The sequence below is a fragment of the Thermoleophilum album genome (assembly GCF_900108055.1).
GTDB lineage: Bacteria > Actinomycetota > Thermoleophilia > Solirubrobacterales > Thermoleophilaceae > Thermoleophilum > Thermoleophilum album.
In genome coordinates, this window is sequence record NZ_FNWJ01000001.1 from 86,783 (window position 1) to 112,244 (window position 25,462).

Annotated in this window: 21 protein-coding genes; 9 read left to right on the plus strand and 12 right to left on the minus strand. The window is 68.4% G+C overall.

Translation table 11 applies throughout. The features are described from left to right. Window positions 1-17: 17 nt before the first annotated feature. Window positions 18-1,169, minus strand: coding sequence for a glycoside hydrolase family 6 protein (locus tag BLW41_RS00455; protein WP_093115216.1), 1,152 nt, complete (start codon window positions 1,167-1,169; stop codon window positions 18-20). Between the two features lie 159 nt (window positions 1,170-1,328). Here BLW41_RS00455 and BLW41_RS00460 point away from each other — a divergent pair, with 159 nt between their 5' ends. The 4 genes from BLW41_RS00460 to BLW41_RS00475 all read left to right on the plus strand — a co-directional run bounded on the left by BLW41_RS00460 (window position 1,329) and on the right by BLW41_RS00475 (window position 4,220). After that, on the plus strand, window positions 1,329-1,616 hold the full coding sequence (locus BLW41_RS00460) for an ArsR/SmtB family transcription factor (RefSeq protein ID WP_218138155.1): 288 nt from the start codon (window positions 1,329-1,331) through the stop codon (window positions 1,614-1,616). Between the two features lie 189 nt (window positions 1,617-1,805). Then, entirely contained in the window at window positions 1,806-2,816 is a 1,011-nt protein-coding gene (locus BLW41_RS00465) for an HAD-IC family P-type ATPase (RefSeq protein ID WP_177169209.1), read from the plus strand. 1 nt (window position 2,817) lies between these two features. Then, complete coding sequence (locus tag BLW41_RS00470; protein WP_177169210.1) at window positions 2,818-3,504, plus strand: HAD-IC family P-type ATPase; 687 nt, start codon at window positions 2,818-2,820, stop codon at window positions 3,502-3,504. A 68-nt stretch (window positions 3,505-3,572) separates the two neighbouring features. Continuing rightward, entirely contained in the window at window positions 3,573-4,220 is a 648-nt protein-coding gene (locus BLW41_RS00475) for a class I SAM-dependent methyltransferase (protein WP_093115224.1), read from the plus strand. Between the two features lie 40 nt (window positions 4,221-4,260). Here BLW41_RS00475 and prfB read toward each other — a convergent pair whose 3' ends face one another. The 4 genes from prfB to BLW41_RS00495 form a co-directional block, all read right to left on the minus strand. After that, complete coding sequence (gene prfB / locus BLW41_RS00480) at window positions 4,261-5,319, minus strand: peptide chain release factor 2 (protein WP_093115226.1); 1,059 nt, start codon at window positions 5,317-5,319, stop codon at window positions 4,261-4,263. 50 nt (window positions 5,320-5,369) lie between these two features. Beyond that, window positions 5,370-8,219 (minus strand): preprotein translocase subunit SecA, encoded by a 2,850-nt coding sequence (gene secA / locus BLW41_RS11165; protein ID WP_093115228.1) that lies wholly within the window; start codon window positions 8,217-8,219, stop codon window positions 5,370-5,372. Window positions 8,220-8,282: 63 nt separating this feature from the next. Continuing rightward, window positions 8,283-8,687 (minus strand): ribosome hibernation-promoting factor, HPF/YfiA family, encoded by a 405-nt coding sequence (gene hpf, locus BLW41_RS00490; RefSeq protein ID WP_093115230.1) that lies wholly within the window; start codon window positions 8,685-8,687, stop codon window positions 8,283-8,285. Between the two features lie 64 nt (window positions 8,688-8,751). After that, the gene (locus BLW41_RS00495; protein ID WP_143038482.1) at window positions 8,752-9,441 is read right to left on the minus strand and encodes a ComF family protein; all 690 of its coding nucleotides are present in this window, start codon (window positions 9,439-9,441) and stop codon (window positions 8,752-8,754) included. 492 nt (window positions 9,442-9,933) lie between these two features. Between BLW41_RS00495 and BLW41_RS00500 the strand changes: the two genes are divergently transcribed. Next, entirely contained in the window at window positions 9,934-10,782 is an 849-nt protein-coding gene (locus BLW41_RS00500; protein WP_143038483.1) for a cytochrome c oxidase assembly protein, read from the plus strand. A gap of 28 nt (window positions 10,783-10,810) precedes the next feature. Here BLW41_RS00500 and BLW41_RS00505 read toward each other — a convergent pair whose 3' ends face one another. From BLW41_RS00505 to BLW41_RS00530, 6 genes are all read right to left on the minus strand, one after another. After that, a complete protein-coding gene (locus tag BLW41_RS00505; protein ID WP_093115236.1) occupies window positions 10,811-11,836 on the minus strand; it encodes a nucleotidyltransferase family protein in 1,026 nt (341 codons plus the stop codon). Window positions 11,837-11,894: 58 nt separating this feature from the next. Then, a complete protein-coding gene (gene ahcY, locus BLW41_RS00510) occupies window positions 11,895-13,355 on the minus strand; it encodes an adenosylhomocysteinase (protein WP_093115238.1) in 1,461 nt (486 codons plus the stop codon). Window positions 13,356-13,460: 105 nt separating this feature from the next. Beyond that, window positions 13,461-14,540 (minus strand): SIS domain-containing protein, encoded by a 1,080-nt coding sequence (locus tag BLW41_RS00515; protein WP_093115240.1) that lies wholly within the window; start codon window positions 14,538-14,540, stop codon window positions 13,461-13,463. After that, window positions 14,537-15,583 (minus strand): nucleotidyltransferase family protein, encoded by a 1,047-nt coding sequence (locus tag BLW41_RS00520; protein WP_177169211.1) that lies wholly within the window; start codon window positions 15,581-15,583, stop codon window positions 14,537-14,539. Before BLW41_RS00520 ends, BLW41_RS00515 begins: the two co-directional genes overlap by 4 nt. Window positions 15,584-15,597: 14 nt before the next feature. Next, entirely contained in the window at window positions 15,598-16,881 is a 1,284-nt protein-coding gene (locus BLW41_RS00525; protein WP_093115244.1) for a UDP-glucose dehydrogenase family protein, read from the minus strand. A gap of 60 nt (window positions 16,882-16,941) precedes the next feature. Continuing rightward, window positions 16,942-18,450 (minus strand): LCP family protein, encoded by a 1,509-nt coding sequence (locus tag BLW41_RS00530; protein WP_143038484.1) that lies wholly within the window; start codon window positions 18,448-18,450, stop codon window positions 16,942-16,944. Window positions 18,451-18,567: 117 nt separating this feature from the next. On the opposite strand from BLW41_RS00530, the gene BLW41_RS00535 reads away from it, so the two are divergent. Continuing rightward, window positions 18,568-19,980 carry a polysaccharide biosynthesis protein gene (locus BLW41_RS00535; protein ID WP_093115248.1) on the plus strand — a complete coding sequence of 471 codons (1,413 nt, stop codon included), beginning with the start codon at window positions 18,568-18,570 and terminating at the stop codon, window positions 19,978-19,980. On the opposite strand, the gene BLW41_RS00540 is transcribed toward BLW41_RS00535, so the two are convergent. Further along, a complete protein-coding gene (locus BLW41_RS00540) occupies window positions 19,977-22,124 on the minus strand; it encodes a sulfatase-like hydrolase/transferase (RefSeq protein ID WP_143038485.1) in 2,148 nt (715 codons plus the stop codon). The two genes, BLW41_RS00535 and BLW41_RS00540, sit on opposite strands and share 4 nt — an antisense overlap. A gap of 291 nt (window positions 22,125-22,415) precedes the next feature. Here BLW41_RS00540 and BLW41_RS00545 point away from each other — a divergent pair, with 291 nt between their 5' ends. From BLW41_RS00545 to BLW41_RS00555, 3 genes are read left to right on the plus strand one after another with little or no spacing between them, the layout of a single operon-like run. Beyond that, window positions 22,416-23,699: an acyltransferase family protein gene (locus tag BLW41_RS00545; protein ID WP_093115252.1), complete on the plus strand. Its 1,284-nt coding sequence runs from the start codon at window positions 22,416-22,418 to the stop codon at window positions 23,697-23,699. Window positions 23,700-23,723: 24 nt separating this feature from the next. After that, window positions 23,724-24,407 carry a serine O-acetyltransferase gene (locus BLW41_RS11050; protein ID WP_143038486.1) on the plus strand — a complete coding sequence of 228 codons (684 nt, stop codon included), beginning with the start codon at window positions 23,724-23,726 and terminating at the stop codon, window positions 24,405-24,407. A 4-nt stretch (window positions 24,408-24,411) separates the two neighbouring features. Next, window positions 24,412-25,449 carry a DUF1479 domain-containing protein gene (locus BLW41_RS00555; RefSeq protein ID WP_093115254.1) on the plus strand — a complete coding sequence of 346 codons (1,038 nt, stop codon included), beginning with the start codon at window positions 24,412-24,414 and terminating at the stop codon, window positions 25,447-25,449. Window positions 25,450-25,462 lie beyond the last annotated feature (13 nt).

Genomic DNA, 25,462 nt, shown 5'->3' on the forward strand with positions numbered 1-25,462 from the left:
CGCGCCGCTGCCTCGCGCTAGCCGGCCGCTCCGCGCTTAAACCAGGGGCTGTTGCGCACCAACTCGAGCGCGTACTCGACCCAGAAGACACCGCCCGGCGGTCCGCCGTTGCAGGATCCGTCGGAGGAGCCGGGACCTTTGATCCACAGCAACCCGTCGACCCCCGCCAGGGGCGGCAAAAGCCGTGGCGGCTCGCCCACTGCGACGCCCCGTGGGTTACAGCTCTCGCCACGCGGTGTGCGCCCGCCGTTGCGGGAGGTGTCGACCAACAAACCGAAGCGCTTCTCGACAAAGCGCCGACACGCCGACGCTGCGGGACGTCGACAGCTGCGTTCCCCCTGCAAGTGCGCCAACCGCGCGAGGATCGCTCGTCCATAGGCGACGACGCGGGCGGTGGGCTGGAAGTTGGCGACGTTCAGCGCGACTCCGCGCAGGCCTGGACTCCAGATGCGCGCAAGGCGCCGCGCCATTGCCGAGGCGGGTTGCCAACTGGGATGGCCAGCATCGAGGTAGACGCGGGCGGCCGGCAGCGCCGTCAAGCGCGCGACGGCGTAGCGCAACAAGGCGATGCGCTGGGCGCGCTGCGCGGGGGGCAAACAGCGCCACTCGGCAACCGCATCCGGCTCCACCACGATCAGCGCCGGCCGCCGCCCCACGGCGTCGGCGAGGGCGCGCACGCGCGCGCGATAGGAGCGGGCGAGCTCCTGGTCGCGCGCCTCGAAATGGCAACTGCGGGCCGGTAGCGCGTAGAGCACGAGGGTCGCTAGCGCACGGCTGTCGGTGGCCGCGGCGACCGTCCGGCGGGCGTGCGCGGCCAGTCCGCTCGCCGACCCCAGCCATGGCCCGAGCCAGGTCGCCTGCGGCCGGCGCGCCAGCCACTCGAGAGCGGCCGCGTCGTCCGGACGGGTCGCCGCCAGCGCGCGAGCCGCACGTGCCGCCTGTGAATCGGGATCGACCCAGAGGGGCATCGCCGGTGGGGGGCCAGGCGGCGGCGCGGCGCTCCGCATCCCTGCGACTGCGACCGCGAGCGTCACGCCGCTGAGCGCCGCGCAGGCAGCGGCGATGGTTCGTAAGCGAACGACGCGAAGCAACTCGATGGCTCCTGTGCGGCGACGGCGTCCGCGGATCACACCAATGATCGCGTCGTTAGCGCGAAGCGTGGAGGACAAGGGAGGCCTCTTTTATCCACATTTGCTCATGTGTCTGAACGCAGCCACGCTGCACCGCCTGCTGCGCCGTCCGCCCCGCGCCCTGCCACGCCCCGAGGAACCAGCGTTTGCGACGTCATCTGCCTCGATCTAGACACCGCAGAGCGACTGCGCCGCCAATTGCCGCCGCTGGCAACCAGAAGAAGAGCGGCGGCACGCGCGGGCGCGCTCGCCGACCCGACGCGCGTAGCGATCGCTTGGGCACTCGCGGAGGGCAGGGAATTGTGCGTCTGTGATCTCGCGTGGGTGCTCGAGCGTTCGCAGAGCGCCGTCTCTCACCATCTGCGCAGGATGCGCGACGCAGGTCTCGTCGACTACCGCCGCCGGGGCCGAACGGTTATGTACGCGCTGACCAAGGTCGGTGCGGCGCTTCTCGCGGCGGCGCGGACCAGCCCCACGGCGAGCTAGCGACCCTGCCCAGCGATGCGAGCAGGTAGTCGTCGGCGCTCGGCCCCCGATCCTCCGCACTCGATCCCCGATCCTCGGCACTCGACGGCGGGTGCCGCCAGCGCCGCTTCCTGTTGCGCTGACGAGCGGTGCGGGGCGTTGGCCGAGGGGCGGCTAGGGGAAAGGCGTCGAGGCGAGGAGCGGTCGGCGTTGAGCAGCGCACACCGTGAAGGGGTGGGCGCACAGCTCACAAGCGGCGCCCGGACGCTCGCGGCGCCCCTGGCGAGCGGCGCCCTGCTCGCCGGCGGACAGCTGTCGGCGCAGCTCGCACCAGCGCAAACGCAGGCGCTCGCTGCCAGCCTGCTCGGGGCAGCGATCGTCGTCGGCGTCGCGACGTTCGCACCGCAAGCGATCAGACGGTCGCTTAGCGGCCGGCTCGGCGTCGACACGCTGATGACGCTGGCGGCGGTCGGGGCGGTAGCCCTCGGAGAGCTCGCCGAAGCGGCAGTGCTGGCTTTCCTGTTCTCGCTCGCCGAGGGACTCGAGAGCCTCGCCGCCGCCCGAGCCCACCGCGATCTGCGGGCCCTGCTCGCGCTCGCCCCGAAGCATGCGCTGGTGCGACGAGCGGGTCGCGAACTCGAGATCGACGCGAGCGAGCTACGAGTCGGCGACCGCCTGCTTTTGCGACCGGGGGAGCGGGCGGCCGCGGACGGCATCGTGCGGGCCGGCAGATCGGCCCTGGACGTCTCGCTGGTCACCGGCGAGTCGCTGCCCGTGGAGTGCGCTCCCGGTGACTTCGTCGCCGCCGGAGCACTCAACTCTAACGGTCTACTTGAGATTGAGATAACCCGCGCAGGGTCGGATCACACCTTGGCCCGTCTAGTTCGCACGGTGGGTGAGGCGCTCGCGAACCGGGGACACGGAGAGCGTCTCGCGGAACGCATAGCACGGCCACTCGTGCCTGCCGTTCTCGCCCTCGCGGGGGCCACTTTCCTAGTGCGAACCGTGTCCGGAGAGCCGCTTCGCGACGCGCTCGAGCGGACGCTGGCGGTGCTCGTCGCTGCGGCTCCCTGTGCGTTCGCCGTGGGGGTGCCCGTAGTAGCGGTCGCGGCGGTGGGGGCTGCCGCCCGTCGTGGCGTCGTCGTCAAGGGCGGAGCGACGCTCGAGCGCCTGGCGGCGATCCGCGACTGCCGAACTGCCAGACCTGCGCGAGGTCCGTGAGTTGCCGGGGACCGGCGTCGTGGCACACGCCGCCGACGGCAGCGAGCTGCGGCTCGGCCGCAACACCCACCCGCACCTCGAGTCGGCACGAGCGCGCGGAGCGAGCCTGGTAGCGCTGGAGCGCGACGGTCGACCGCTCGCCCTGTTCGTGCTCCGCGACGGCGCCCGCGCTGACGCCCGCCAAGCAGTCGCGAGCCTGCACGCTCTGGGCATCGCGACCTTCCTCGCGAGCGGCGACTCCCCACAGGCCGTGCGCACGGTTGCCGACGAAGTCGGCTTGCAAAACGTTTACGCACGACTGCGCCCGGAGCAGAAACTGCGACTGATCGAAGAGCTGCGCGCCCGCTTCGGGCCGGTCGCGATGGTCGGCGACGGCATCAACGACACGCCCGCCTTGGCCGGTGCCGATGTCGGCATCGCGCTCGCGGCACTCGCCGGTGACGCTGCCGTGGCGGTCGCCGACTGCGCGATCCTCGCCGACCGACTCGATCGGCTACCGCAACTGGTCGCGCACGCTCGGCGCACCCGCCGGATCGTGCTCCAGAACCTGCTTGCGGCAACGGCGATCGTGGTCACGCTGACACCGCTCGCCGCGCTCGGCGCGATCGGGATCGCTGCGACCGTGACGATCCATGAACTGGCGGAGGTGCTGGTCGTGTTGAACGGCCTGCGCGCAGCCCGTTGGTGAGGACCGTCCGCGCGTTGTCTGCGTTAGCCGCCTGCGGAGCGCTGCGACTGCGAGACTGCTAACCGACGATGGCCCTTTACGCCCGCTTGTTCGCGAGCGCCTACGACCGTGTCCTCGCGGGCTCGGAGCGCGCCGGCTTGGCGGCCCTGCGGCGTGAGCTGCTCAGCCATGCGCGCGGCCGCACGCTGGAGGTCGGTGCCGGAACGGGGCTCAACTTGCCGCACTACCCAGCGACCCTCACCGAGCTGACACTCGTCGAGCCCGACCCCGAAATGACGAAACGGCTCGAGCGGCGTGTCGCCTCGCAGCGTCGGTCGGGCGGCGCGCAGCCGTTCCCGGTGCGGTGTGTGTCGGCCGCCGCCGAGCGGTTGCCGTTTCCGGACGACGCCTTCGACACGGTGGTTTGCACGCTCGTTCTCTGCACGGTCGAGGATCCGGTGCGCACGCTGCGCGAGCTTCGCCGCGTGCTGGCCCCTGGTGGACACCTCCTTTTCCTCGAGCACGTACGCTCTGGCGATCCCGCGCTGGCTCGTTGGCAGGACCGCCTCGAGCCCCTGTGGCGACGTCTAGGTCGCGGCTGCCGGTGTAACCGCTCGACCCTCGAGACGATCGAGGCAACCGGCTTCTCGGTGCTCAACGTCGAGCACCGCCGGATGCCGAAAGCGATCCCGATCGTCGCACCGCTGATCGTCGGCTGCGCCGTCGCCCGAGCCTGAGCGTCGACCGCGGGCGACCGCTTGCATTCGACGGTGAGCGCTAGCCGCCGACCGTCGTCAGTCCGCGTTCCCCAGCTCGCCGTGCGAGCTCCGCGCGAATCAGCTCGTCGAGGTCGCCGTCGAGCACACGCTCAACGTCGCCGATCTCGACACCGGTGCGGTGGTCCTTGACCATCCGGTATGGGTGCAGGACGTAGGAGCGGATTTGCGACCCGAAGTTGACGTCCTGGGCCTCGCCGCGCTCGCGCCGCAGCTCCTCCTGGCGCTTGCGTTCCTCGAGCTCCAACAGCCGCGCCTTGAGGATCTTGAGCGCTGTTTCCTTGTTCGCCGACTGTGAGCGCTCGTTCTGGCACTGCACGACGATTCCAGTCGGTTTGTGCGTGATGCGGACGGCGGAGTCGGTTTTGTTGACATGCTGCCCGCCCGCACCGGACGCCCGGTAAGTGTCGATCTGCAGGTCCTCGGGATCGATCTCGACGTCAGTTACTTCCTCGACCAGCGGCGCAACCTCGACCCCGGCGAAAGCGGTGTGACGGCGCTTCTGGGAGTCGAACGGCGAGATGCGCACGAGCCGGTGGACGCCGCGCTCGGCTGAGATCAGCCCGTAAGCGTTGTCGCCGTGAACGATGAAGGTTGTCGACTTGATGCCAGCTTCCTCGCCCGGTGAGAGCTCCGTCAGCTCGACTCTGAAACCCCGCCGCTCGGCCCAACGCATGAGCATGCGCAGAACCATCTCAGCCCAGTCCTGCGCGTCGGTGCCGCCGGCTCCGGCGTTCACCGTTACGACCGCGTCGCCGCGGTCGTAGCGACCGGCGAACAGACGCTCCTCGGCGAGCGCCGCGAGCCGCGCGCCAATCTTGCGCCGCTGCTCCGCGAGTTCGCGGGCCAGTTGCGGATCGTCCGCCGCCAGCGGCTCCAACTCGGCGAGCTCCGCTAAGTCCTGCTCGAGCTGGTCGAGCTCGGCCAGCTTGTGCCGCAGACGCGCGTGCTCTGCCGAGACCTTCGCCGCTCGCTCTTGGTCCGACCAGAATTCGGGATCCTGGATCTGCCGCTCGAGCTCGTCGAGACGGCGGCGCAGCGCTTCCCGGTCAAAGGGAATCCGCGAGCAGCTTCAGCTGATCGCGGAGCTCTTGGATGGCAACCGTTTCGTCAGGCATCGCGGCCGTGACACTTCTTGAACTTCTTGCCGGACCCGCACCAGCAGGGGTCGTTGCGGCCGATCTTCTCGCGCTCGTCGAGCCGCCGCGTCTCGACTGCTGGTGACTCAGGCGCGTTAGCTTCGTCTTCGAGGGCAACTGCCCCGGCACCAGCCGCTTGTGCGATCGCGGCCCGTCCCTGCGCCGAGTGGCCGCCCTTGTACTGCAGGGAACCGGCGGTGGAGGTGGTGTTGCTGCCGGTGCGCCAGACCGCCGGCCGGGGCTCCGCCTGCTGCACCTCGACCTCGACGTTGAAGACCTGCCTGGTGAACTCCTCCCAGATCGAGTTCATCAGCTGGCCGAACATCTCGAACGCTTCGTTCTTGTAGGCGACGAGGGGGTCGATCTGCGCGAAGCCGCGCAGGTGGATGCCCTCCCGCAGGTAGTCCATGTCGTGGAGGTGTTCACGCCAGCGGTCGTCGATGATCTGGAGCAGCAGGAAGCGCTCAAGGGCACGCAGAAGCTCCGAACCGAGCTCCTTCTCCCGCTCCTCGTAGGCCTCGACGACGTCGGCGCGCAGCTTGGCAATCAGGCTTTCGCGGTCTTCTCGCGCGAGGTCGATGTCCTCCGCCGCGTAGCCACACGGGTAGAGATCGGCGAGGCGGTCGAACAGCGCTTCGACGTCCCACTCCTCGGGGATGTCGGAAGCTAGGTATTCACGCGCGATGCGCTCGACCACGTCGCCCAGCTGCGCTTGCACCAGCTCCGAGAGGTCTTCCCCCTCGAGGATGCGGTCGCGGTACTCGTAGATGACCTCCCGCTGCTGGTTCATCACGTCGTCGTACTCGAGGACGCGCTTGCGGATCAAGAAGTTCTGCTCCTCGACCTTGCGCTGCGCGTTCTCGATCTGCTTGGAGAGGATGCGCGCCTCGATCGGCTGCTCCTCGCCCTCTTCGTCGATCGGACCGAGCCGATCGAGGATGCGGTAGATGCGATCGCCGGCGAAGAGGCGCACGAGGTCGTCTTCTGCCGAGAGGTAGAAGCGTGACTCGCCTGGGTCGCCCTGGCGCCCGGCTCGACCGCGCAGCTGGTTGTCGATGCGCCGCGCCTCGTGGCGCTCGGTACCGAGGATGAACAAGCCACCGAGCTCCTTCACCCGCTCGCGGTCGCGTTCGACCTGTTCGCGTATGCGCGGATAGGTCTCCTGCCACGCCTGCTCCCACTCCTGCGTGCCCGGCTTGAGTCCGCGCTTCTGGAGCTCCTTGGTAGTCAGATGCTCCTCGTTGCCGCCGAGTTTGATGTCGACGCCGCGACCGGCCATGTTGGTGGCGATCGTTACCGCACCGGGTCGCCCTGCCTCGGCGATGATGTCGGCCTCGCGGGCGGCGTGCTCGGGCTTGGCGTTGAGCACGACGTGGGGAATCCCGAGTTTGTTGAGACGCTCGGAGAGCATCTCCGATACCTCCACCGAGATCGTCCCCACCAGCACCGGCTGACCCTTGCGGTGACGCTCCTCGATCTCGCGCAGCACCGCCTTCCACTTGCCCTCCTTGGTTTTGTAGATCCGGTCGTCGTGGTCGATCCGGATCATCGGGCGGTGCGTCGGGATTTCGACGACGTCGAGGTTGTAGATCTTCTTGAACTCGACCGCCTCGGTTAGCGCCGTGCCGGTCATACCCGCGAGCTTGCGGTACTTGCGGAAGTAGTTCTGGTAGGTGATCGTCGCGACCGTCTGCGACTCCTCCTGGATCGCGACACCCTCCTTGGCCTCGATCGCCTGGTGCAGGCCCTCCGACCAGCGCCGGCCCTCGAGGATGCGGCCGGTGAACTCGTCGATGATCTTCACCTCGCCGTTGATCACGGCGTAGTCCTTGTCGCGCTTGTACAGCGACTCCGCCTTGAGCGCCTGGATCAAGTGGTTGACCAGATAGCCGTTCTCCGGGCGGAAGAGGTTGTCGATGCCGAGGAACTTTTCGGCCTTGGCGACGCCGCGCTCGGTGATCGACACGGTCTTGTGCTTTTCGTCGGGCTCGTAGTCGAAGTCAGCGACCCAGTCCTTCGACTTGGCCTCGAAGGTGTCGGGCTTCTTGCCCGGCTCCATCATCCGCGCGAGCTTCGCGAACTTGTAGTAGAGGTCAGCCGCCTGCTCGGGGCGCCCGGAGATGATCAGCGGCGTGCGCGCCTCGTCGATCAGGATGTTGTCGACCTCGTCGACGATCGCGTAGCCGTGACCCCGCTGCACTTTCTGCTCGCGCTCGATCGCGAGGTTGTCGCGCAGGTAGTCGAAGCCGAACTCGGAGTTCGTGCCATAGGTGACGTCGCACTCGTAGGCGGCGCGCTTCTCGTACTCGGGTTGGCCGCTCTGGATCACACCGACCGTGATCCCCAAGAGCTCGTAGATCGGACCCATCCATTCCGCGTCACGGCGAGCCAGGTAGTCGTTGACGGTGACTACGTGTACGCCGTAGCCGTGGCGCGGGCGCCCCTCGAGGTCGCGCGCGGCGAGTGCGTTAAGCGCGACCGCGAGAGTGGCGGTGAGCGTCTTGCCCTCGCCCGTCTTCATCTCGGCGATCGCGCCGGCATGGAGCACCATGCCGCCGATCAGCTGGACGTCGTAGTGGCGTTGACCGAGCGTCCGTCGCGCCGCCTCACGCGTCAGAGCGAAGCACTCGAAGAGCAGGTCGTCGAGCGACTCGCCGCCCTCCAGGTGGCGCCGGCGCAGCTGCTCGTAGCGCTCCCGGAGTTCGCTGTCGGAGAGGCCCTTGACGGCCTCCTCGAGCTCGTTGATGCGCCCGACGTTGCGCTCGAACTGGCGGTAGAGCTTGCGCTCACCGATGCGGAGGGCTCGCTCAAGGATCGACATCGCAGCGGCGAGGGTAGCAGTGCCCTTCGTGCCGCCGCGAAGGCAGCGCCCCGATCAAACCGGCTACTCGCCGGCCTCCCAAGCGCCCTCGCCTTCGGCCGCCGGTGCTGTCAGCGACTGGGCAGCAGCGGCACGCCGCTCACGCGCTTTCTCGCGCTCCGCTTCGCGGCGACCGCGGACCTGTTCGCGCTGTCGCTTTACCTGCCGGGCGATCTCCTCGGCTACGAGGTTGATGGCGTGCACCATGTCGAGCGCGCGCTCGCGAGCACGCAGCGTGGCGCCTTTAAGGTGCAGGGTCGCCTCCGCCACCTGCGATGCCCGGATCGCCGGGTTGCGCTCCTCGCTCAACTCGACCTCGAGCTCGGCAGATGGCTGAACCTGTCGCGAGACCTTTTCGAACTTGCGACGCACGCGCTCGCGCAGTTCATCGGTCACCTCGACATTGCGGCCCTTCACCTCGATCCGCATTCCGGACCTCCTGTCTCGGAGTCGACGCCAGTCGGTTCTCGCGATGGTAGCCGGCCCGACGACTTCACGAAGGCGGCCCGGCGGCCGACGAATGCCGCCGGGCGACCGCTAAGACCAGCGCGCCGCGGGGCGCGATGCCGGCTCGGGCGAGCGCCTGCGCGGCAGCCGCGAGCGTCGCGCCGGTGGTGGCGACGTCGTCGACCAACACGATCGGTCGCTCGACCGCCGGCTCGCGACGGATCGACGAGGCGCTGACCCGCATCGCGCGATCGGGCGGCGAGACGAGGGCGAAGGCATCAGCGCCGAGCGCCAGTCGCTCGGCGCGTGAGCGACCTACCTGGGCGCGTCCCGGACCGACTCGGCGCAGCAGCGGCAAAAGGCCCAGACCGAGCGAACGAGCAAGGGTGGCAGCAAGCAGCTGCGCGTGGTCGTAGCCACGCGCGCGGACCCGGCGGGGATGGGTAGGTATCGGGACCAGCAGCGGCGTCGCCGGGAAATCCCATCCGAGCAGCGATCGCGTCGACGCATCCGGGGGTGGAGGCGGCACACGCGACTGCGCGTCCGCCAGTCCCAAAACCGCTGCCATTTCCCCCGCCAGGGCGGGCGCCAGCGCCGCACCACTGCCGAATTTGAAGCGCCTCACCAGTTTCTTGGTGACCGGCCCGTAGCGGTAGGCGGCAGCTACCGGCAGCGCTTGCGCCCGCTGTCGAACGCCGTCCGCGCCGACGCCGCTCAGCGAACCGAGGGCGGACACGATCGGCCCCCGCTCGACGGCCAGGCGCGCGGCACAGGCCGCGCACAACGAGGACCGCAGTGGAGAGGGCCGCGAGGACCGCACTTGGGAGGGGTTGGAGGACCGCTCTGGAGCGCGGTCCGAGGACAGCACCGGAGAGGGGTGCGCATGCCCCGCGCCGGTGGCGAACGCGCAATCGCGCTCGCTCCGCGCACGCACCGACCGCCCGCATGCCAGGCACCCCTCCGGCGCGATCAAGTCGAGTAACACGCGCGTTAAGCGATTGACAAGCACCCCCGCAACCTGCCAGTGCCGACGTCACGGGCAGGCTTGACGTGCAACGTTTTTGCAACGGCGCGGCGCTCGACCGCCCGAGGCTCCGGCAGTCCTAACCGCCCGCGCCCGGTTCCCTCGATTGCCAGTGCGGCCGCACGCGAGCTGGCCTATCGTTCGTGGACGCTCGGCCGTCCGCTCCGGGTCGCGCAGACCGACCGCCGGGGCGGACTCGAACGGATGGACCACCCGCGTATCCACTGGCTGTCCGATCCCACGGTGCTGGCGCCGCTCGCCGTGCTCGCGCTGGCCTGGGTGCTGCGCTTCCGTCGTGCGCGCGCCGAGGCCGGTCCGCGCGCGGCCGGCAGCGCCCAAGCCGCGGCGTTCGCGGGGGCCTTTTTCGCGCTGCTGTTAGCTCTCGCGTCGCCGCTCGACGGGCTTGGCGAGGATTACCTCTTCTCGGCCCACATGCTCCAGCACCTTTTGCTCGGCGATATCGCCCCCGCCCTGCTGTTGCTCTCGCTCTCTCGCGTGATGATGCGCCCGCTGACCCGCAGGCTGAGCGAGCTCGAGCGGCGGGCCGGTTGGGTGTTCCACCCCGTCAGCGCGCTCGCGATCTGGCTGGGCACGATGTACCTGTGGCACGTTCCGGCGCTGTACGACGCGGCGCTCGAGCAGCCGCTAGTGCATGCCCTCGAGCACGTCACGTTCTTCTGCGCCGGCGTCGCCGTCTGGTGGCCGCTGATCCAGCCGGTACCGATGCGCCATGGCTTGCGGGGCCTTTGGGTGGTCCCCTATCTCGGTGCGGCGAAAGCAGGGTTAGGGTTGCTCGGCGTCGCGCTGATCTGGTCGGACACCGTCTTCTACCGCTACTACGAGCAGGTCCCGAGGATCTGGTCGCTTTCAGCGCTCGAGGACCAAAACGTGGGCGGCGCGATCATGATGCTCGAACAGTCGATCGTCTTCGTGCTCGCGCTCGTCGTGCTGTTCCTGCGTGCATTGGCGCGTGTCGAGCGCGAGCAGGAGACGCGCGAACGACTGGAGCTGGCGGGCCGCTCGGAGTTCTCGGCCAAGCGACGTCCGGCCTGAGGCCGCCGGTGTGCGGCGAAGGCACGCCTCAGTTGGTGCGCGCAGAACCGCTCGCAGAGAGCGCATCGAGCGAGGGCAGACGCTCGACGAAGCCGTCCGCCGCCACGATCGCGTCGATCAGGATCGAGTGCGGTTCGATGCGCGTACCGGGCAGCGCGATCGTCGACCGCAGCGAAGACCCGGCACCCACGAACGTGCCGTCGCCGAGCACGACTGGACCGATTAGGCGCACCCCCTCCCCGAGCTCGCAGCCGGCACCGATCCATATGGGGCCTGAGATCACCTCGACGCCGTCCAGCACCTCGGCGTCGCCGCAGACGAAGACGCCCTCGGCGACCTCGTGACCGCGGCGCTCGACCTGCACTCGCCCCTCGAGCGCGTCCCACGTCCCTTGCTTGAGCTCCCCGAGCGAGCCGATGTCGTTCCAGTAGCTGTCGATCTCGTGGACGTAGAACGGCACATCGTTCTCGAGCAAAACTGGAAAGACGTCCTGCGCCCAGTCGACGAACTCACGCTCGGGGAAGTAGTCGAAGATCTCCGCGCTGAAGCAGTAGATCCCACAGCTCGCGAGATCCGAGAGCGCCTCCGCGGGGTCGGGTTTCTCTTGAAACCCGGTTATCCGGCCGTCGCGGTCGTGCAGCACGACGCCGTACTTGCTGGGGTCCGGTATGCGTTTGACGGTCAGCGTCGCGATGCCGCCGGTCTCACGATGGCGGGCCACCAGCTGCCGCAGATCGAGGTCGGTCAGCGCGTCGCCCGAGATCACGACGATCGGCTCCTCGCCGAAAAAGTCGCGGACCTTGCGCACACCGCCGGCAGTTCCCAGCAACTCGGGTTCGTAGCTCCACGTCAAGCGATCACCGAAGTACGCGCGGATCGCGTCGGCGTGCCAGTGCAGGTTCGCGACCAGCTCGTCGAACCCCTGCGACTCGAGCAGTCCGACGATGTGCGCCATCACCGGTCGGTCGAGGACCGGCACCATCGGTTTCGGCGCGTGGAAGGTAAGCGGTTTTAGGCGGGTTCCGAGTCCCGCCGCCAGGACCATCGCCTTCATCGCCGGGCGAACCTAGCCGAAAAGGGCGTTGCCGCGCCGAGCAGCCGTGAGCGCGCCGCTAGTAGCGGTAGTGCTCGGGCTTGTAGGGCCCGTCGACCGGCACCCCGATATAAGCGGCCTGCTCGGGCGTGAGCTTGGTGAGCTTCACCCCGAGGGCATCGAGGTGGAGCCGCGCCACCTTCTCGTCTAGCTGCTTGGGCAGGCGGTAGACCTTGCGCTCGTAGCGCTCGGTGTTGCCGTACAGCTCGATCTGGGCGATCACCTGGTTAGTGAACGAGTTCGACATCACGAAGCTCGGGTGGCCGGTGGCGTTGCCCAAGTTCAGCAAGCGCCCCTCGGAGAGCACGATGATCGAGCGACCGTCGGGGAACACCCACTCGTCGACCTGAGGCTTGATGTTGACGCGCTTGATCCCCGGTACCGCCGCCAGCCCCGCCATGTCGATCTCGTGGTCGAAGTGGCCGATGTTGCCGACGATCGCCTTGTCCTTCATCCGCTGCATGTGCTCGACGCGGATGACGTCGCGACAGCCGGTGGCGGTGATGAAGATGTCGGCCTGCTCGACGACGTCCTCGAGGGTCGTCACCTGGTAGCCGTCCATCGCTGCCTGCAGCGCGCAGATCGGGTCGATCTCGGTAACGATCACCCGCGCACCCTGGCCACGCAGTGCCTGAGCACAACCCTTACCGACGTCGCCGTAGCCGCAGACGACGGCCGTCTTGCCGCCGATCAAGACGTCGGTCGCGCGGTTGAGGCCGTCGATCAGCGAGTGCCGGCAGCCGTAGATGTTGTCGAACTTCGACTTGGTGACGGAGTCGTTGACGTTGATTGCGGGGAACAACAGCTGCCCCGCATCGGCGAGCTGGTAGAGGCGGTGCACCCCGGTCGTCGTCTCTTCCGTGACACCTTTGATCTCCGCGGCGATCCGCTGCCACCGCTGGGGATCTTCGGCTAGCGACTGACGCAGCGTGCGCAGAAGCGCCGCGAAATCTTCGGAGTCGGCACCGTCGGGGTCGGGCACTGCCCCTGCGCGCTCGAACTCGACGCCCTTGTGGACCATCAGCGTCGCGTCGCCACCGTCGTCGAGGAGCATGTTCGGACCCTTCCCGTCGGGCCAGCGGAAGGTCTGGTCGATGCACCACCAGTACTCGTCGAGGGTCTCGCCCTTCCAGGCGAAGACCGGCACTCCGCGTGGCTCGTCGGGAGTGCCGTCGGGCCCAACCACCACCGCTGCAGCAGCGTGGTCTTGGGTCGAGAAGATGTTGCAGGAGGCCCAGCGAACCTCGGCACCGAGAGCCACCAAGGTTTCGATCAGGACCGCTGTCTGCACGGTCATGTGCAGCGAGCCGGTGATCCGCGCGCCGGCCAAGGGTTTGCGGTCCGCGTACTCCTGACGCACCGCCATCAGTCCCGGCATCTCGTGCTCCGCCAGCCGGATCTCGTGGCGGCCGAGCTCGTAGAGAGAGAGGTCCGCGACCTTGAAATCACGCTGCGTGAGTACGGGGGTGGTGGTGCTCATCTCGTCCTTCGAACCTCGCTGTGGTCTCTGTGACAGGGCGGGGCGCAAGCGGGAGCCCCGCAGGCCACACGTCGCGCAATGCTAAACGCCGGAGCGCCCAGCCGGTTAGCTGAGCTGCTCCTTCAATTCCTTGATCGCTGCGACCGGCCGCGGATCGCGCCCCGCGAGGACTGCGGCATAGACGCTTGCGAGGTCTCCGAGCAGCACGAGCGAAAGCACCTGCTCGGCCACGGTCTCGCCGCGACCGACGAAGGTGAGTGGCGCGAACCCCCGCTGCTCCAGTAGCACGCGGACGCGCTCCAGCCGCCGCCGCAACCGCTCTTCGACGCTGGGTGCGTCGAGCAGCACCGGCACCAGCGCCGCGGCCGCCGCCTCATCGCCCCAGCCGCAGATCTCGTTGTGGTTCTGCTCGGGAAGCTCACTCCAGAAGGCCGGTAGCTCGGGGTTCTCGTTCCACTGGGTCTTGAAGCGGCGGGCCGCAGCGGCGGTCGCACCGGCCCCGTGGAAGACGGGCACGCGCCGGTGCAGCATTCGAGCCAGCAGCTTCGGCTCAGCATCCATCGCGGCCTCTGGTCCCCAGCTAGCGGCGAGTTCTGTGAGCGTGCGCGCCGCGTCCTCCAGTTCGGCGCGTACCGACGGGGCGACTGCCGCTGCCTCCGCGCAGGCGAGCGCCGCGGTCGTCACGTAAGCGACCGCGCAGCGTGGTTCGAGTCCGGCGGGAATGCCGATTACCGGTGCCCCTGCGCGTCGCGCCCGCAGCGCGAGCTCACCGCCGGTGGTCGCAACCACGAGCCGGCAGCCGGCTGCCAGCGCCCGCTCAAAGCAGGCCAGTGTCTCCTCCGTCTGGCCCGAGTAGCTCGAGCACAGAACGAGCGCGTCGGGCGCCAGCCAGGGTCCCGGGTCGTAGCTCCGCACGACCGTGAGCGGGCGCCTGAGCCGCTCGCCGAGGATCGCCGCGGCGAGGTCGCCGCCGATCGCCGATCCGCCCATGCCACACACGACCAGGCGACTCGCCGCGAGGTCTCCGAGCTTTGCAGCGTCCGCCCGCCAGAGAGCGTCCTCGAGTTGGTGGCCGAGCATCAGAACGTCGTCGATCAAGCGGGTGCGGTCCACTGCGCGCACCGTCTCCGCAGCGAGCGAGGCGCTAGCGCTGCCGTCGCACGGGGTTGCGCTCCGACCGTTCACCGCTCGCTTGCGCCGGTCGCCAGCGACGCCTCAGCGACGCGCGCTCCCGGTTCGATACGAGCCCCCGTGCCAACTACCGCTTTCGCGGCGACTTCGGCACCGGCACCGACGATCGCGCCGGGGCCGACGCGCGCCTCGCAACCGATCACTGCACTCTCGGCGACGACCGAGTCCAGCACCTGCGCGCCGCGCTCGAGGCGCGCCCCGCCCAGGACGACCGAGCGCTCGACGCGAGCACCACTGGCGATCACACAGCCAGCCTCGACCACGGAGCCTGCGGTGACGACACCGGCCACCTCGGCGCCGCCGTCAATCAAGGGGTTCGCGAGCCCCCGGCCGCCGAGCGGCGGCGCAGGCTTACCGGCGAGGAGGTCCCGGTTCGCCTCCAGATAGCGCTCGAGCGTGCCGATGTCGAGCCAATAGCAGCTCGCCGGGTAACCGAACAGTCCTTGCCCGACGAGCGCAGGAAAGACCTCGCGTTCGAAGGAGACGCGCCGCCCCGCCGGCACCCGCTCGGCCACGACCCCACGCTCGAGCAGGTACACGCCGCCGTTTACGAGGTTCGTCGGGGGGTTCTCCATCTTCTCGAGGAAGGCCTGAACGCGCCCCTGCTCGTCGATCGGCACGCACCCGTAGCTGCGCGCATCGTCGACCTCGACAAGCGCGATCGTCGCTCGTGCCCGGCGCACGTCGTGATGTGAGGCGAGCGCAGCGAGATCGAGGTCGGTGAGGATGTCGCCGTTGAGCACGAAGAAGCGATCGGCGAGGAGGCCTTGGTCGAGGGCGAGTCGTAGCGGCCCCGCGGTGTCCAGCGGCTCCGGCTCGACGACGTACGTGAGCCGCATCCGCCCGTGGCGTTCCCCGATCCGCGTGCGCACGCGCTCGGCCAGGAAGCCGCAGAGCAGCAGCACCTCTCGGACGCCGTGATACTCGAGCCAGTCGAGCATCCACGCGAGGTGCGGGCGCCCAGCGAGCGGGACGACCGGTTTCGGGATCGTCCGGGTCAGCGGGCGCAGGCGTGTGCCCTCCCCGCCAGCGAGCACCAGTGCCTGTTCGATCAGCGCCCGACCCCCTCGTACACGAAACCGGCTGCCTGGAGCGCTTCGCGGTCGAGGAAGTTGCGACCGTCGACGACGATCGGGCGACGCATCACGCGTTTCACCGCACCGGCCCAGTCGAGCTCGCGAAACTCCGGCCACTCGGTGACAAGGACGGCGGCGTCGGCACCGTCCAGGGCCTCCAGCGCCGAGGTGCACAGGCGGACGTTCGACAGCACCGCCCGCGCCCGCTCGAGCGCCACCGGATCGTAGGCGCGCACCTGCGCACCCTCGCTCTGTAGGCGTCCGGCGAGGACCAAACTCGTCGCTTCGCGAATGTCGTCGGTGTTCGGCTTGAACGCAACACCGAGCAGCGCGATCTCCTTGCCCACCAGCGACCCGAGGTGCTTCTGCAACTTGCCGACGAGCCGCCGCTTTTGGAGCTCGTTGACGTCGATTACCGCGGTCAGGAGCTGGAAGTGGTAGCCGCTGTTGCCTGCTAGCTGCTTGAGGGCTTGCACGTCCTTGGGGAAGCAGCTGCCTCCGTAGCCCGCACCGGCGCGCAGGAAGTGGGGGCCGATGCGCGCGTCGAGCCCCATTCCGCGCGCGACCTCGGCGACGTCGGCGCCGACTTCTTCACAGACGTTCGCGATCTCGTTGATGAACGAGATCTTGGTGGCGAGGAACGCATTCGAGGCGAGCTTGATCATCTCCGCGCTCGCGACGTCGGTGCGCACGATCGGCGCACCGAGAGGCTCGTAGAGCGCGGCCACCCGATCAGCGAAGTCGCTCGAGGCGGCGTCGTTGCCGATCACCACCCGATCGGGATGCATGAAGTCTTCGATCGCCGAGCCTTCCTTTAGGAACTCGGGATTGGAGACGTAGTGAAGCGCGGGCAGACGCCGCTTGATCGCGGCGCCGGTGCCGACCGGGACGGTGCTCTTCATCACTAGAGCATGGTCGTCGGGCTCGGCGAGCTCCGCGACGACCGCTTCGACCCGCGAGAGGTCGGCGTCCCCCGAGTAGGTCGGTGGCGTGTCGACGCAGCAGAACAACAGCTGCGCGTGCTCGAGCACGGGCGCCATTTCGGTCGTGAAGTGCAGGCGGTCGCGGTTGCGGGCGACCAGTTCCGGCAAACCCGGCTCGTGGATCGGCACCTCGCCGCGCTCGAGCGCGGCGATCTTCGCGGCATCGATGTCGCGCGCCCAGACCTCGTGGCCGAGCTCGGCGAAGCAGGCCGCGGTGACCAGACCCACCCAGCCGACGCCTATCACACCGATCGGTTCCGCTTCTCTGGGGGCCATGGCGGGCGAGAGGCTATTCGAGCACGCGGCGGGCGCGCGTGCGCGCGCGACAGCGGCTGTTCACAGCAGGCGCGTAGAGCGCGCGATCGCCAGCATTTGGCGCTCGCTCAGGGTCAGGAGCAGGGTGTTCGAGATCCAGTAGACGGCGCGCGGGGTGCGCCACGCGACCAGACGCACTCGGTCGCCGTCGTAGTACAGCGCGAAGGTGCGGCGCCCGATGCGCCGCGTTACGTGGGGTCCGGACAGGATCGGCGGGTTCTTCCAGGTCAGGCCTTGGAGTCCGTAGTACTCGCCGACCAGGCCGCGCTTGATGACCATTCGGTAGGCGAGGTGGACGCGCCCGGCTGGGTCGCGGAGCCGATACACGCGCGGTGGCCCCGCGAACATCGCGCCCTTGGTGCGAACCGTCGGGTAGTAGACGGGAAGCGTGTTGCGGCCGGCACCCATCCGCACCGCCATGATTGCTTGTTCCTTGCCCGGCAAGTCGGCGCGCTCGAGCCCGGCGTCGGCATTCGCGGCGCCGCCCTTGCGGGGGCGAAGAGTGCCGCGCGGCCCCGGCGTCTCCTCGACACCGAGGAACTTCTGCACAAGCGACTGCACTTGAGCGTCGCTCGCCTCCACGAAGCTCGGACCGATCTTTCCCTCGAAGTGGATCTCCCGGATCGGCCGCCCGATGCTGAAAAGCACGAGCTTCAGCAGCCGCAGAACCTCGGCGCGCGAGTCGATGTCCGAGGTGGTGTAGCGGGCGAATATCTGCACCAGCCGATCGCGATCGTTGATCAGTTTCGAGACCGCGATCTGCTGCTTCGCCTGGCGGAGAAATTCCTGCTGGCGCGCCGAGCGCACGAGATCGTTGTCCTCGTGGCGGAAGCGCACGAACTGCAAAGCCTCGCGGCCGCACATCCGCTGGTAGCCGGGCTGGAGGTTGATGTATGAGTAGGCGGCGCTCGTGTTGTAGTAGCGCCGGTCGACCTCCGCGTAGACGCAGCCGACGGCGTTGACCGCCGCCCAGAAACCGCGGAAGTCGATGTTGATGACGTGGTTGATCGGCAGGCCGGTGAGCTGCTTCACCGTCTCCAGCGTCAGCTTCGGCCCGCCGTACTCGTAAGCCGCGTTGATCTTGGCGATGCCGTGCCCGGGGATCCTTACCTTGAGGTCGCGCGGCAACGACATCAGCGCGATCGCCTGCTTCGAGGGGTCGAGACGAGCGAGCATGATCGTGTCGGAGCGCGCTCCCCCGCCGCCCTCGGCTGCCCCCTTCGGCCGCCGGTCGGAACCGAGGATCATGATCGTCTGGGGGGCACCGGGATCGGTGCGGGCGAGCTCCGTACCGAGCTTCAGCCGTGGGTGCTCCTGGAGTGCGCTGACCACACGATCGAGCTCACGGAAGGCGGCGACCGCGGTCGCCGCCGCGGAGGCGAAGACGATCGCCGCAGCTGCGGCGAGCGTGCGCGGCCAGAGGCGAGGTCTCGCGGTTGGCGGAGGTAGGTACACGCGCGTAAGCATCAGCGCCCGGGGGTCGACCGGAACTCCGGCGGCCCGCACACCAGCGCATCGACCGACGATCACCGCCCAGGATAAATGGGACGGCCGCCACGACCGGCGAGAGGCCAAGTCCGTCGGGACCCAACGGCGTGGCGCCGCCGACGTTGCGACTGCCCTCTCCTAGCGCTTACGCTCGGCCAGGTGCCCGGACCAAGCCCCCGCCTCAAGTCTCCGGCTCGCCACCTTCTTGCGGCCGCCCCCGGCGGTAGCGGCGCGACGGCGGACCCGACCCGATCCGCGGGGGTCACCGTCATCACCGCGGCCAGCGCGCTACGAGCACTTCCGCTCGCACTCGCGACGGCCGCGCAGAATGTTCTTGGCCTAGCGTTCACGATCGTCTTTGCGCGCTGGCTTGGTCCCACGGGCTACGGCTCTCTGGCTGTGCTCGTGTCGGCCTTCATCGTGTTGTCGGTTCCGGGTTCGGCGCTGCAAGTCGAGGTTGCGCGCAGACTTGGTGCAAGCGTGGCGCGAGCGCCCGGGGACCGGGAGGTGCGGGCGGTTGTCACCTCAGCGTGGCGATGGCTGCGCGGACTGGCGCTGCTCTTGGTAGCAACGAGCATCCTCGGGGCGCTGGCCCGCGAACCCCTCGCCACCCTAATAGCGATCGACGAGCCCTGGGCCGCGGCGATACTGCCGGCCACCGCCTCGTCCTGGGCGCTTCTATGCGTCACGCGAGGCGTGTGGCAGGCACTCGGCCGCTACGGCACGGTGGCGACCAGCATCGTCGCCGATTCAACCCTGCGGATAGCTCTGGCAGCGCCGCTCGTGGCCGGGGGTTTCGGGGTTGCCGGCGCCTTTGGGGGAAGCGCTCTCGCGTTCGCGATCGTCACAGCGGTGTTGTGCCTTGCGCTGCGCCGGGAGGTCCCCCCGGTCCGCGGTCTTGCAGCAGGGGACCACTCACAACCGGCTGCGAGTGGCCAGCTGCGCCTGCGAGACCTGATCGTCGAGACGCGCGTGCCGCTTGCTGCCCTCACGCTGCTGCTCGGTATGCAGGAAATCCACGTGATCGTCGCCAAGCACGTTGCTGCGACGCGCACGGCCGCTGGCTATGCGGCCGCTGCGGTCGCAGCCAAGTCGATCATCTGGGTGGCGATGGGTCTCGCCATGTTTGTGGTGCCGGAGAGCGCCCGCCGAGTGGCCCGGCAGCGCGATCCGCGAGGGGCACTGGTCGCCGGATTAGCCGTGCTAGTGGTGCCGGTGCTGGTGATGACGACGATCTTCGCTTTAAGCGGTAAAGACCTGCTAGCCCTGGCCTTCGGCGCGAAACTTGCCACCGCAAGTAGCGCGCTACTACCGCTTGGCCTGGCGATGTCAGCGCTGGCCGTGACCTACGTAGTCACCCAGTACCTATTGGCCCTTGAGCGCCGCCGTTTCGTGTTGACTTTGGCCGGCGGACTGACGGCCGAGGTGGCGGCTGCGGTCCCGCTCGCGGTCCGCCCGATCCAGCTCGCGCTAGGTCTTCTCGCGGTCTTCGCGTCGGTGGCGGCAGTGGTCCTCGCGGTGGCAGCAGTTTCGGGACCACGCGACCGCATCGGCACCCGGTCACCGCGTTAACGGACTACGAAGCTCAAATTGCGCAACTGACGGGTGCTGACCGGGGCACCGAAAGACGTTATCGACGCGAAACGCCTACCTAACCACTCGTACACCGGGGCCGCACCAATCAAGCGGTTTCCCGCGACCACCCCGATCCACCGCAGGCGCGCGGGGCCATGTTCCACCTCCACGTTCAGAACTACGGCCGCGCCGGTTCTGCGCGCCGCTTGCGCGCGCCTCAGCTCGCGACGATCGGGCGGCGAAGGTGGAGTCCGGCCGATGCGTCGCCAGCGCAGCGAGAGGATCCGGAGTCCCAAGGCGTCTGCTCGGCGGGCCTGACCCGCCGCCGCGGCAGCCTTTAGCGCGGGCGGTGCGATCGCTGTTGAGACCCGTTCCCAGCCGCCGTTCGCGAAGCGGCGCCAAGCGTGTGCCAGGGCCGCCCGCTGGCGCATGAAGGTGGCGAAGCTAAGGCTCACCTTCTTTCCCTTCAACGGCGTGAGCGTCAGCCTCGTGCGGCGAGGAATGCCTCTTCGCAGATCGGAGCCGGCGAGGCCGTCAGCCTTTAGTCCCGCCACCGCGAGCACCGTAGGGGGGATATCGAGCGTCGACGCAGGGCCGTTTTCTACCCTGCCGCGCTTCTGACGCGGCCACTTGACGAACAGCGGTACGCCGGCGATCTCGGCGAAGTTGTCGGAGGTGGGTGTGCGCCGCCCTCGACCCGGCGTAAACGCAGAGCCGTGGTCGGCGGTGACGACCACGAGTGACCGATCCCACAGCCCAAGCGCGCGCAAGCGAGCGACGATCGCCCCGAGCCCCGCGTCGGCAGCACCGGTCTGAAATAGGAAGCGTGGGCGCTCCTGGTCGATCTGGCTCTGGTTGGTGCCCCAACGGTCACCGAGGATCCCGATCATGCCCAACGGCTCGGCCCGATAGCGCCCGAGATCGGGGAAGTACTGCCACGGTACGTGCGGCAGCTCGATGTGTAGGAAAGCGAAGAGTGGGCGCTCGCGCGCCACTCGCGGAAGCGCCTGCAGCGCAGCCCGGAAAGCGCTCACAGGGCGACCTAGTGCTTGCCCGCCCCGCCGATTCAGGACTTTCATTTGCAGGCGGCCCTCATCGTCCCGACCGGCTTCAGCCGCTGCCGCTTCGGAGCCGCCGGCGGTGTCGAGGAAGTCCTGGTAGGTCTGGTCGACCCGCGGCAACCGGTCGCGCAAGCCAGGGGGACTGATCAGGTTCGCGACAACGATCGCGCTGTCGATTAGGAGCTGCTGGAGTCCTCCCCTCGACTGCCCGGACCGCTCGCACTCCGGTAGCGCACACATCACCGTTTCCGGCTCCTCGGCGAAGAGCCGATAGCTGCCGCGCAAACGCGTGAATAGGCTCGACGGATACGACGCGGCGACAGGAGCGCGATCCGGGTCTGGCGGCAGGCCAGTGACGAGCGCGGGAACTGCAACGTAGGTGTCGCTCCCGGGCGAGCTCGCGAAGCGGTACCAGGTGGCGACGCGGGCTAGCCCGTGGAACGCAGGGAAACGACTGCGGTCGATGCCCCCGCGGCCGTCCTCGAGCGCGTGCACTGGCAGCTCATCGAATACCACCAGCACGACCGTTGGCGGTGAGCGACCGGGCGTGGCGGGCGGTTTCTCGCTTACTGCTCCGACCTGCCGAGTCGTGTCGCCGCCGGACCTGGCGGACAGTAGTTCGCGTGCAGGTGAGAACGCCAGGAACTGCAACAGCGCGAGCGGAGCGACAGCCGCGCAGAGCGCGAGCGTGCGCCGCGCAACAGCGCTGCCGACGAGGATCGCGAACGCCCCAGCGGAGGTGAGAACCGCGACGATCGCGGCGCCGAGCGGAGAGCCAAGCGGGCCACGCGCGACCAAAGGCAACGCGATCAGCGCGATCAAGCCGGCAAGAGTCGCTGTCAGCGCTCGTCCAGCAACCACTTGGCCGAGCAGCCGTCGCAGCAAGAGGTAGGCGCAAAAAGCCACGAGCGGTGGTAGCAACGTGGCGACCACTACGAAGACGACGAGACGCATGCCGGTCGCACCGTGCGCGATGTAAAACGGTGTCTCCCGACCAGTGGCGTGGAGGAAGGGAAACACGACCGCCAGCGTCCAAGCGCCAACCAACTGGAGAAATGCCAGGGGTCCGCTCCGTTCCACGTATGAGACCCCTCACACCCCGCTCGGGCGTCCGCCCATGAAGCGATCGTAACCAGTCTCCGCGCATCCGTTCGGCGGGGCCAGAGCGCCCCTTACGGGGGCAGGGCACGCCTCGGACATGTTGCATGGCCGCGCGCCCAGCCTTAGCCTCGAGCCTTATGTCGGTGCCCCCACACGAGCTCCCCGCCGTGCGTTGGCGACTGCCGCGAAGGAACGCGCGACCGCGACTGGTTCGCCTGAGCGTGCGGCTACGCGGGCCTACCCATGGGGTGAAGTCCACCGCGGCGATGCGTGGGGCTATCCGTCGATAGCGGGCGCTTCGCCTTGCTCCAAAGGTCGCGTCACAGTGGAAACTCGGAGGCGCTCGCGCCACCGCCCGGGCACCCTCGCTTCCCATCCGCTGACGGAGTCCGAGCGATCGCGATCGCCTGCGTGCTCGCCGTTCACTCGTGGGCGGCGACCAGAGTGCTGGCACCTCAATCGGCGCCTGACGGTATCGGCGATCGCCTCCTCGCGCACCTGAACGTCGGCGTTGCGATCTTCTTCGCGCTTTCCGGTTTTCTGCTTTACCGACCCTTCATCGCCGGCGACCTCGCGCTTGGGCCACGTCCGTCCGCTGCAGCGTACCTCTGGAGACGCGGGCTGCGGATCCTGCCGGCCTACTGGCTGGCGCTCGGAGCGCTAGCGCTCGTTCCCGGCGACACGGCGCGTGCCGGCGACGGCGTGTGGGCTGTCCTGCCTTTGCAGGGGCTTGCGCCCGCCGGTGAGCGATCGTGCGTGGAGTTGATCGCCACCTGTCGTTTCGCGCCAGTTTGGAGCCTGACGGTGGAGCTCACGTTCTACGCGCTGTTACCGGCCTACGCGACCCTGATGAGCAGAGTGCCGAGACGGCAGCGTCTGCCCTGCGAGCTGCTGGTCCTGGGCACGCTTGCTGCTGTCTCGACTGCTGTGGGCGTCGCCGACGCCACCGCTCGTTTGACGCTTGTGAGCGGGACGGTCGCCGGCCACTTCCCTCCGTTCGCTGCCGGAATGCTGGCCGCCGTACTCTCGGCGAGACGGGAAGAGCGACTCCGTACCCCCTCACCGACCCTCAAAAGGCTGCTAGCGACGGCCGCGGCACTCCTGGTCTACAGCGCCGCGGCGATGGCGCTCCCTCCTTCACCGTTCCTGTTTACGGCCCGCGACCGCTTGATCGCGCATCTTGCGTTTGCGGTGATCGCCACCTGCGCACTAGTCCCACTCCTGGTCGAGACGCCTGGGCGCCCAGCTCGCTCACTGCTCGCGTCACGCCCACTGCGAGCGCTGGGACTTGTGTCCTACGGGATTTTTCTCTGGCACTACACGTTCGCGCTGGCGGCCGTAGACCTTCGAATCGCGTCATGGCCGCTCTCTCTCGTCTTCGTCTCGGCTTGCTCGCTTGTCCCCGCGACGGCCAGCTATCTGCTCGTCGAGCGACCTGCGCTGCGCCTTAAGAACGCGCTATGGGGTCGCTTCCCTACCACCCGCGAAGCGCCTCGGCCGCCCGCCGCGCCATCCGCCAGCCATCAGCCGTCGCTCGCTTTGCGCGACGACTGACCGCGCGGTAGTCTCGAACCGCGAATGCCCCCCACCTCCAGCGCATCGACCGCAGATCGCAGGGCGCGCCGCGAGTTCTGGCGCGAACTGCGCAGGCGCCACCCACGTCTGCGCGATGCGATCCCGGCCGACGCCCGCTTGACAGCCCTCTATCGCGGCGAGCGCGCGGAATTTAGGTCGCGCCTCGATCTGATCATTCAGGTCTTGCGGCTCGCCTGGGTCAGCGACGCCTTCCTAGCGCAGGTCCTGTACCGCGTGAAGGCGCGCGCTCAGGCCCTGGGCATCCCTGTCGTCCCGAGGCTCGCACACCGCCTGGCGATGATGCTTTCGCAAGTGTCGATCGGGGATCCAGTGGTGATCGAACCGGGCGTGTACATAGTCCATGGACAGGTCGTGATCGACGGTCTCGTGGAGATCGGCTCCGGCACACAGCTGTTTCCCTGGATCACGATCGGACTCAAATCAGGCGAGCCGCGTGGGGCGCGCATCGGTCGCAACGTCAGCATTGGGACCGGGGCGAAGATCATCGGACCGGTGACGATTGGCGACGGCGCGCGCATCGGGGCAAACGCAGTGGTAGTGAAGGACGTGCCACCCGGCGCGACGGTGGTGGGCGTCCCAGCAGAACCGCTTTCGCCGTCGCCGAGTGAACACAGAAATGCGCACTCGGGACCACGAGCAACGGTATCGGCGAGACAAGAGGAGTGAGAGGATGATGAGGCTGTTCAGGCGTAATCGCGGAGCGGAACAGACGACGGCGCTCGCTGAGCGACCCTCGAACCCGGAACAGTTGTTGTCGCGGATCGCGGAGCTGCGAGAGCAGAACCGTCGGTCGCGAGAACTCGATACCGAGCGCGAGCTTCTGCGACTGCGCCACCTCGCAGCCAACGCGATCATCGAGCGCACCGCCTCTGAACCACCCTTCCCAGAACCCGACTTCTCGTTGCTCCCGGACAACGAGGTCTTGCCGGAGTTCCGACCGGAGCAACTCTCGCCCCGTCTGATCCGTGCTGGCCTGCTTACGCAAGGGTGCGTGCTGGTGCGCGGACTGTTCGACCGCGCCGCGGCCGAGGAGATGGCTCGAGAGATCGCGCGCGCGTTTGCCGAGCGCGAGCGGATCATGGCCGGCGACGGCGGTGATCCCGCTTACTACGAGCCTTTCGAACCACCGAGCGAACACGATGTGAACGTCGGTACGCGCGCGTGGGTGCGCGAAGGAGGCGGACTCCTTGCCGCTGACTCACCGAAACTCGCCGCGGCGATGTTCGAGATGTTCGACCAGGCGGGCATCCAAGAGATCGTCGGTGGGTACCTGGGCGAGCATCCACTGATCTCGATCGAGAAGACCACCCTCCGGGAGGCCGACCCTCACGTGCCTGGAGCCTGGCACCAGGATGGCCGCTTCATGGGGCCGGTGCGAGCGCTGAACATGTGGGTCTCGCTCTCCCGCTGCGGTGACGTCGCGCCTGGACTCGACATCGTGCCTCGCCGACTCGAGCACTACGTCGCCACCCAGACCGACGAAGCCCTGCTCGACTACCAGATATCCCAGAAGATGGCTGAAGAAGCCGCCGGCGATGTGCCGATCGTCAGACCGATTTTCGAGCCTGGCGACGTCCTTTTCTTCGACGAGCTATGTCTGCACCAGACGGGCTCCGACCCGACGATGCCTAACCCGCGTTACGCGATTGAGTGCTGGTTCTTCGGCGGGTCGAAGTTCCCAAAGGAATACGGGGCTCTGGCCGTCTAGCCGGACTGCCCGT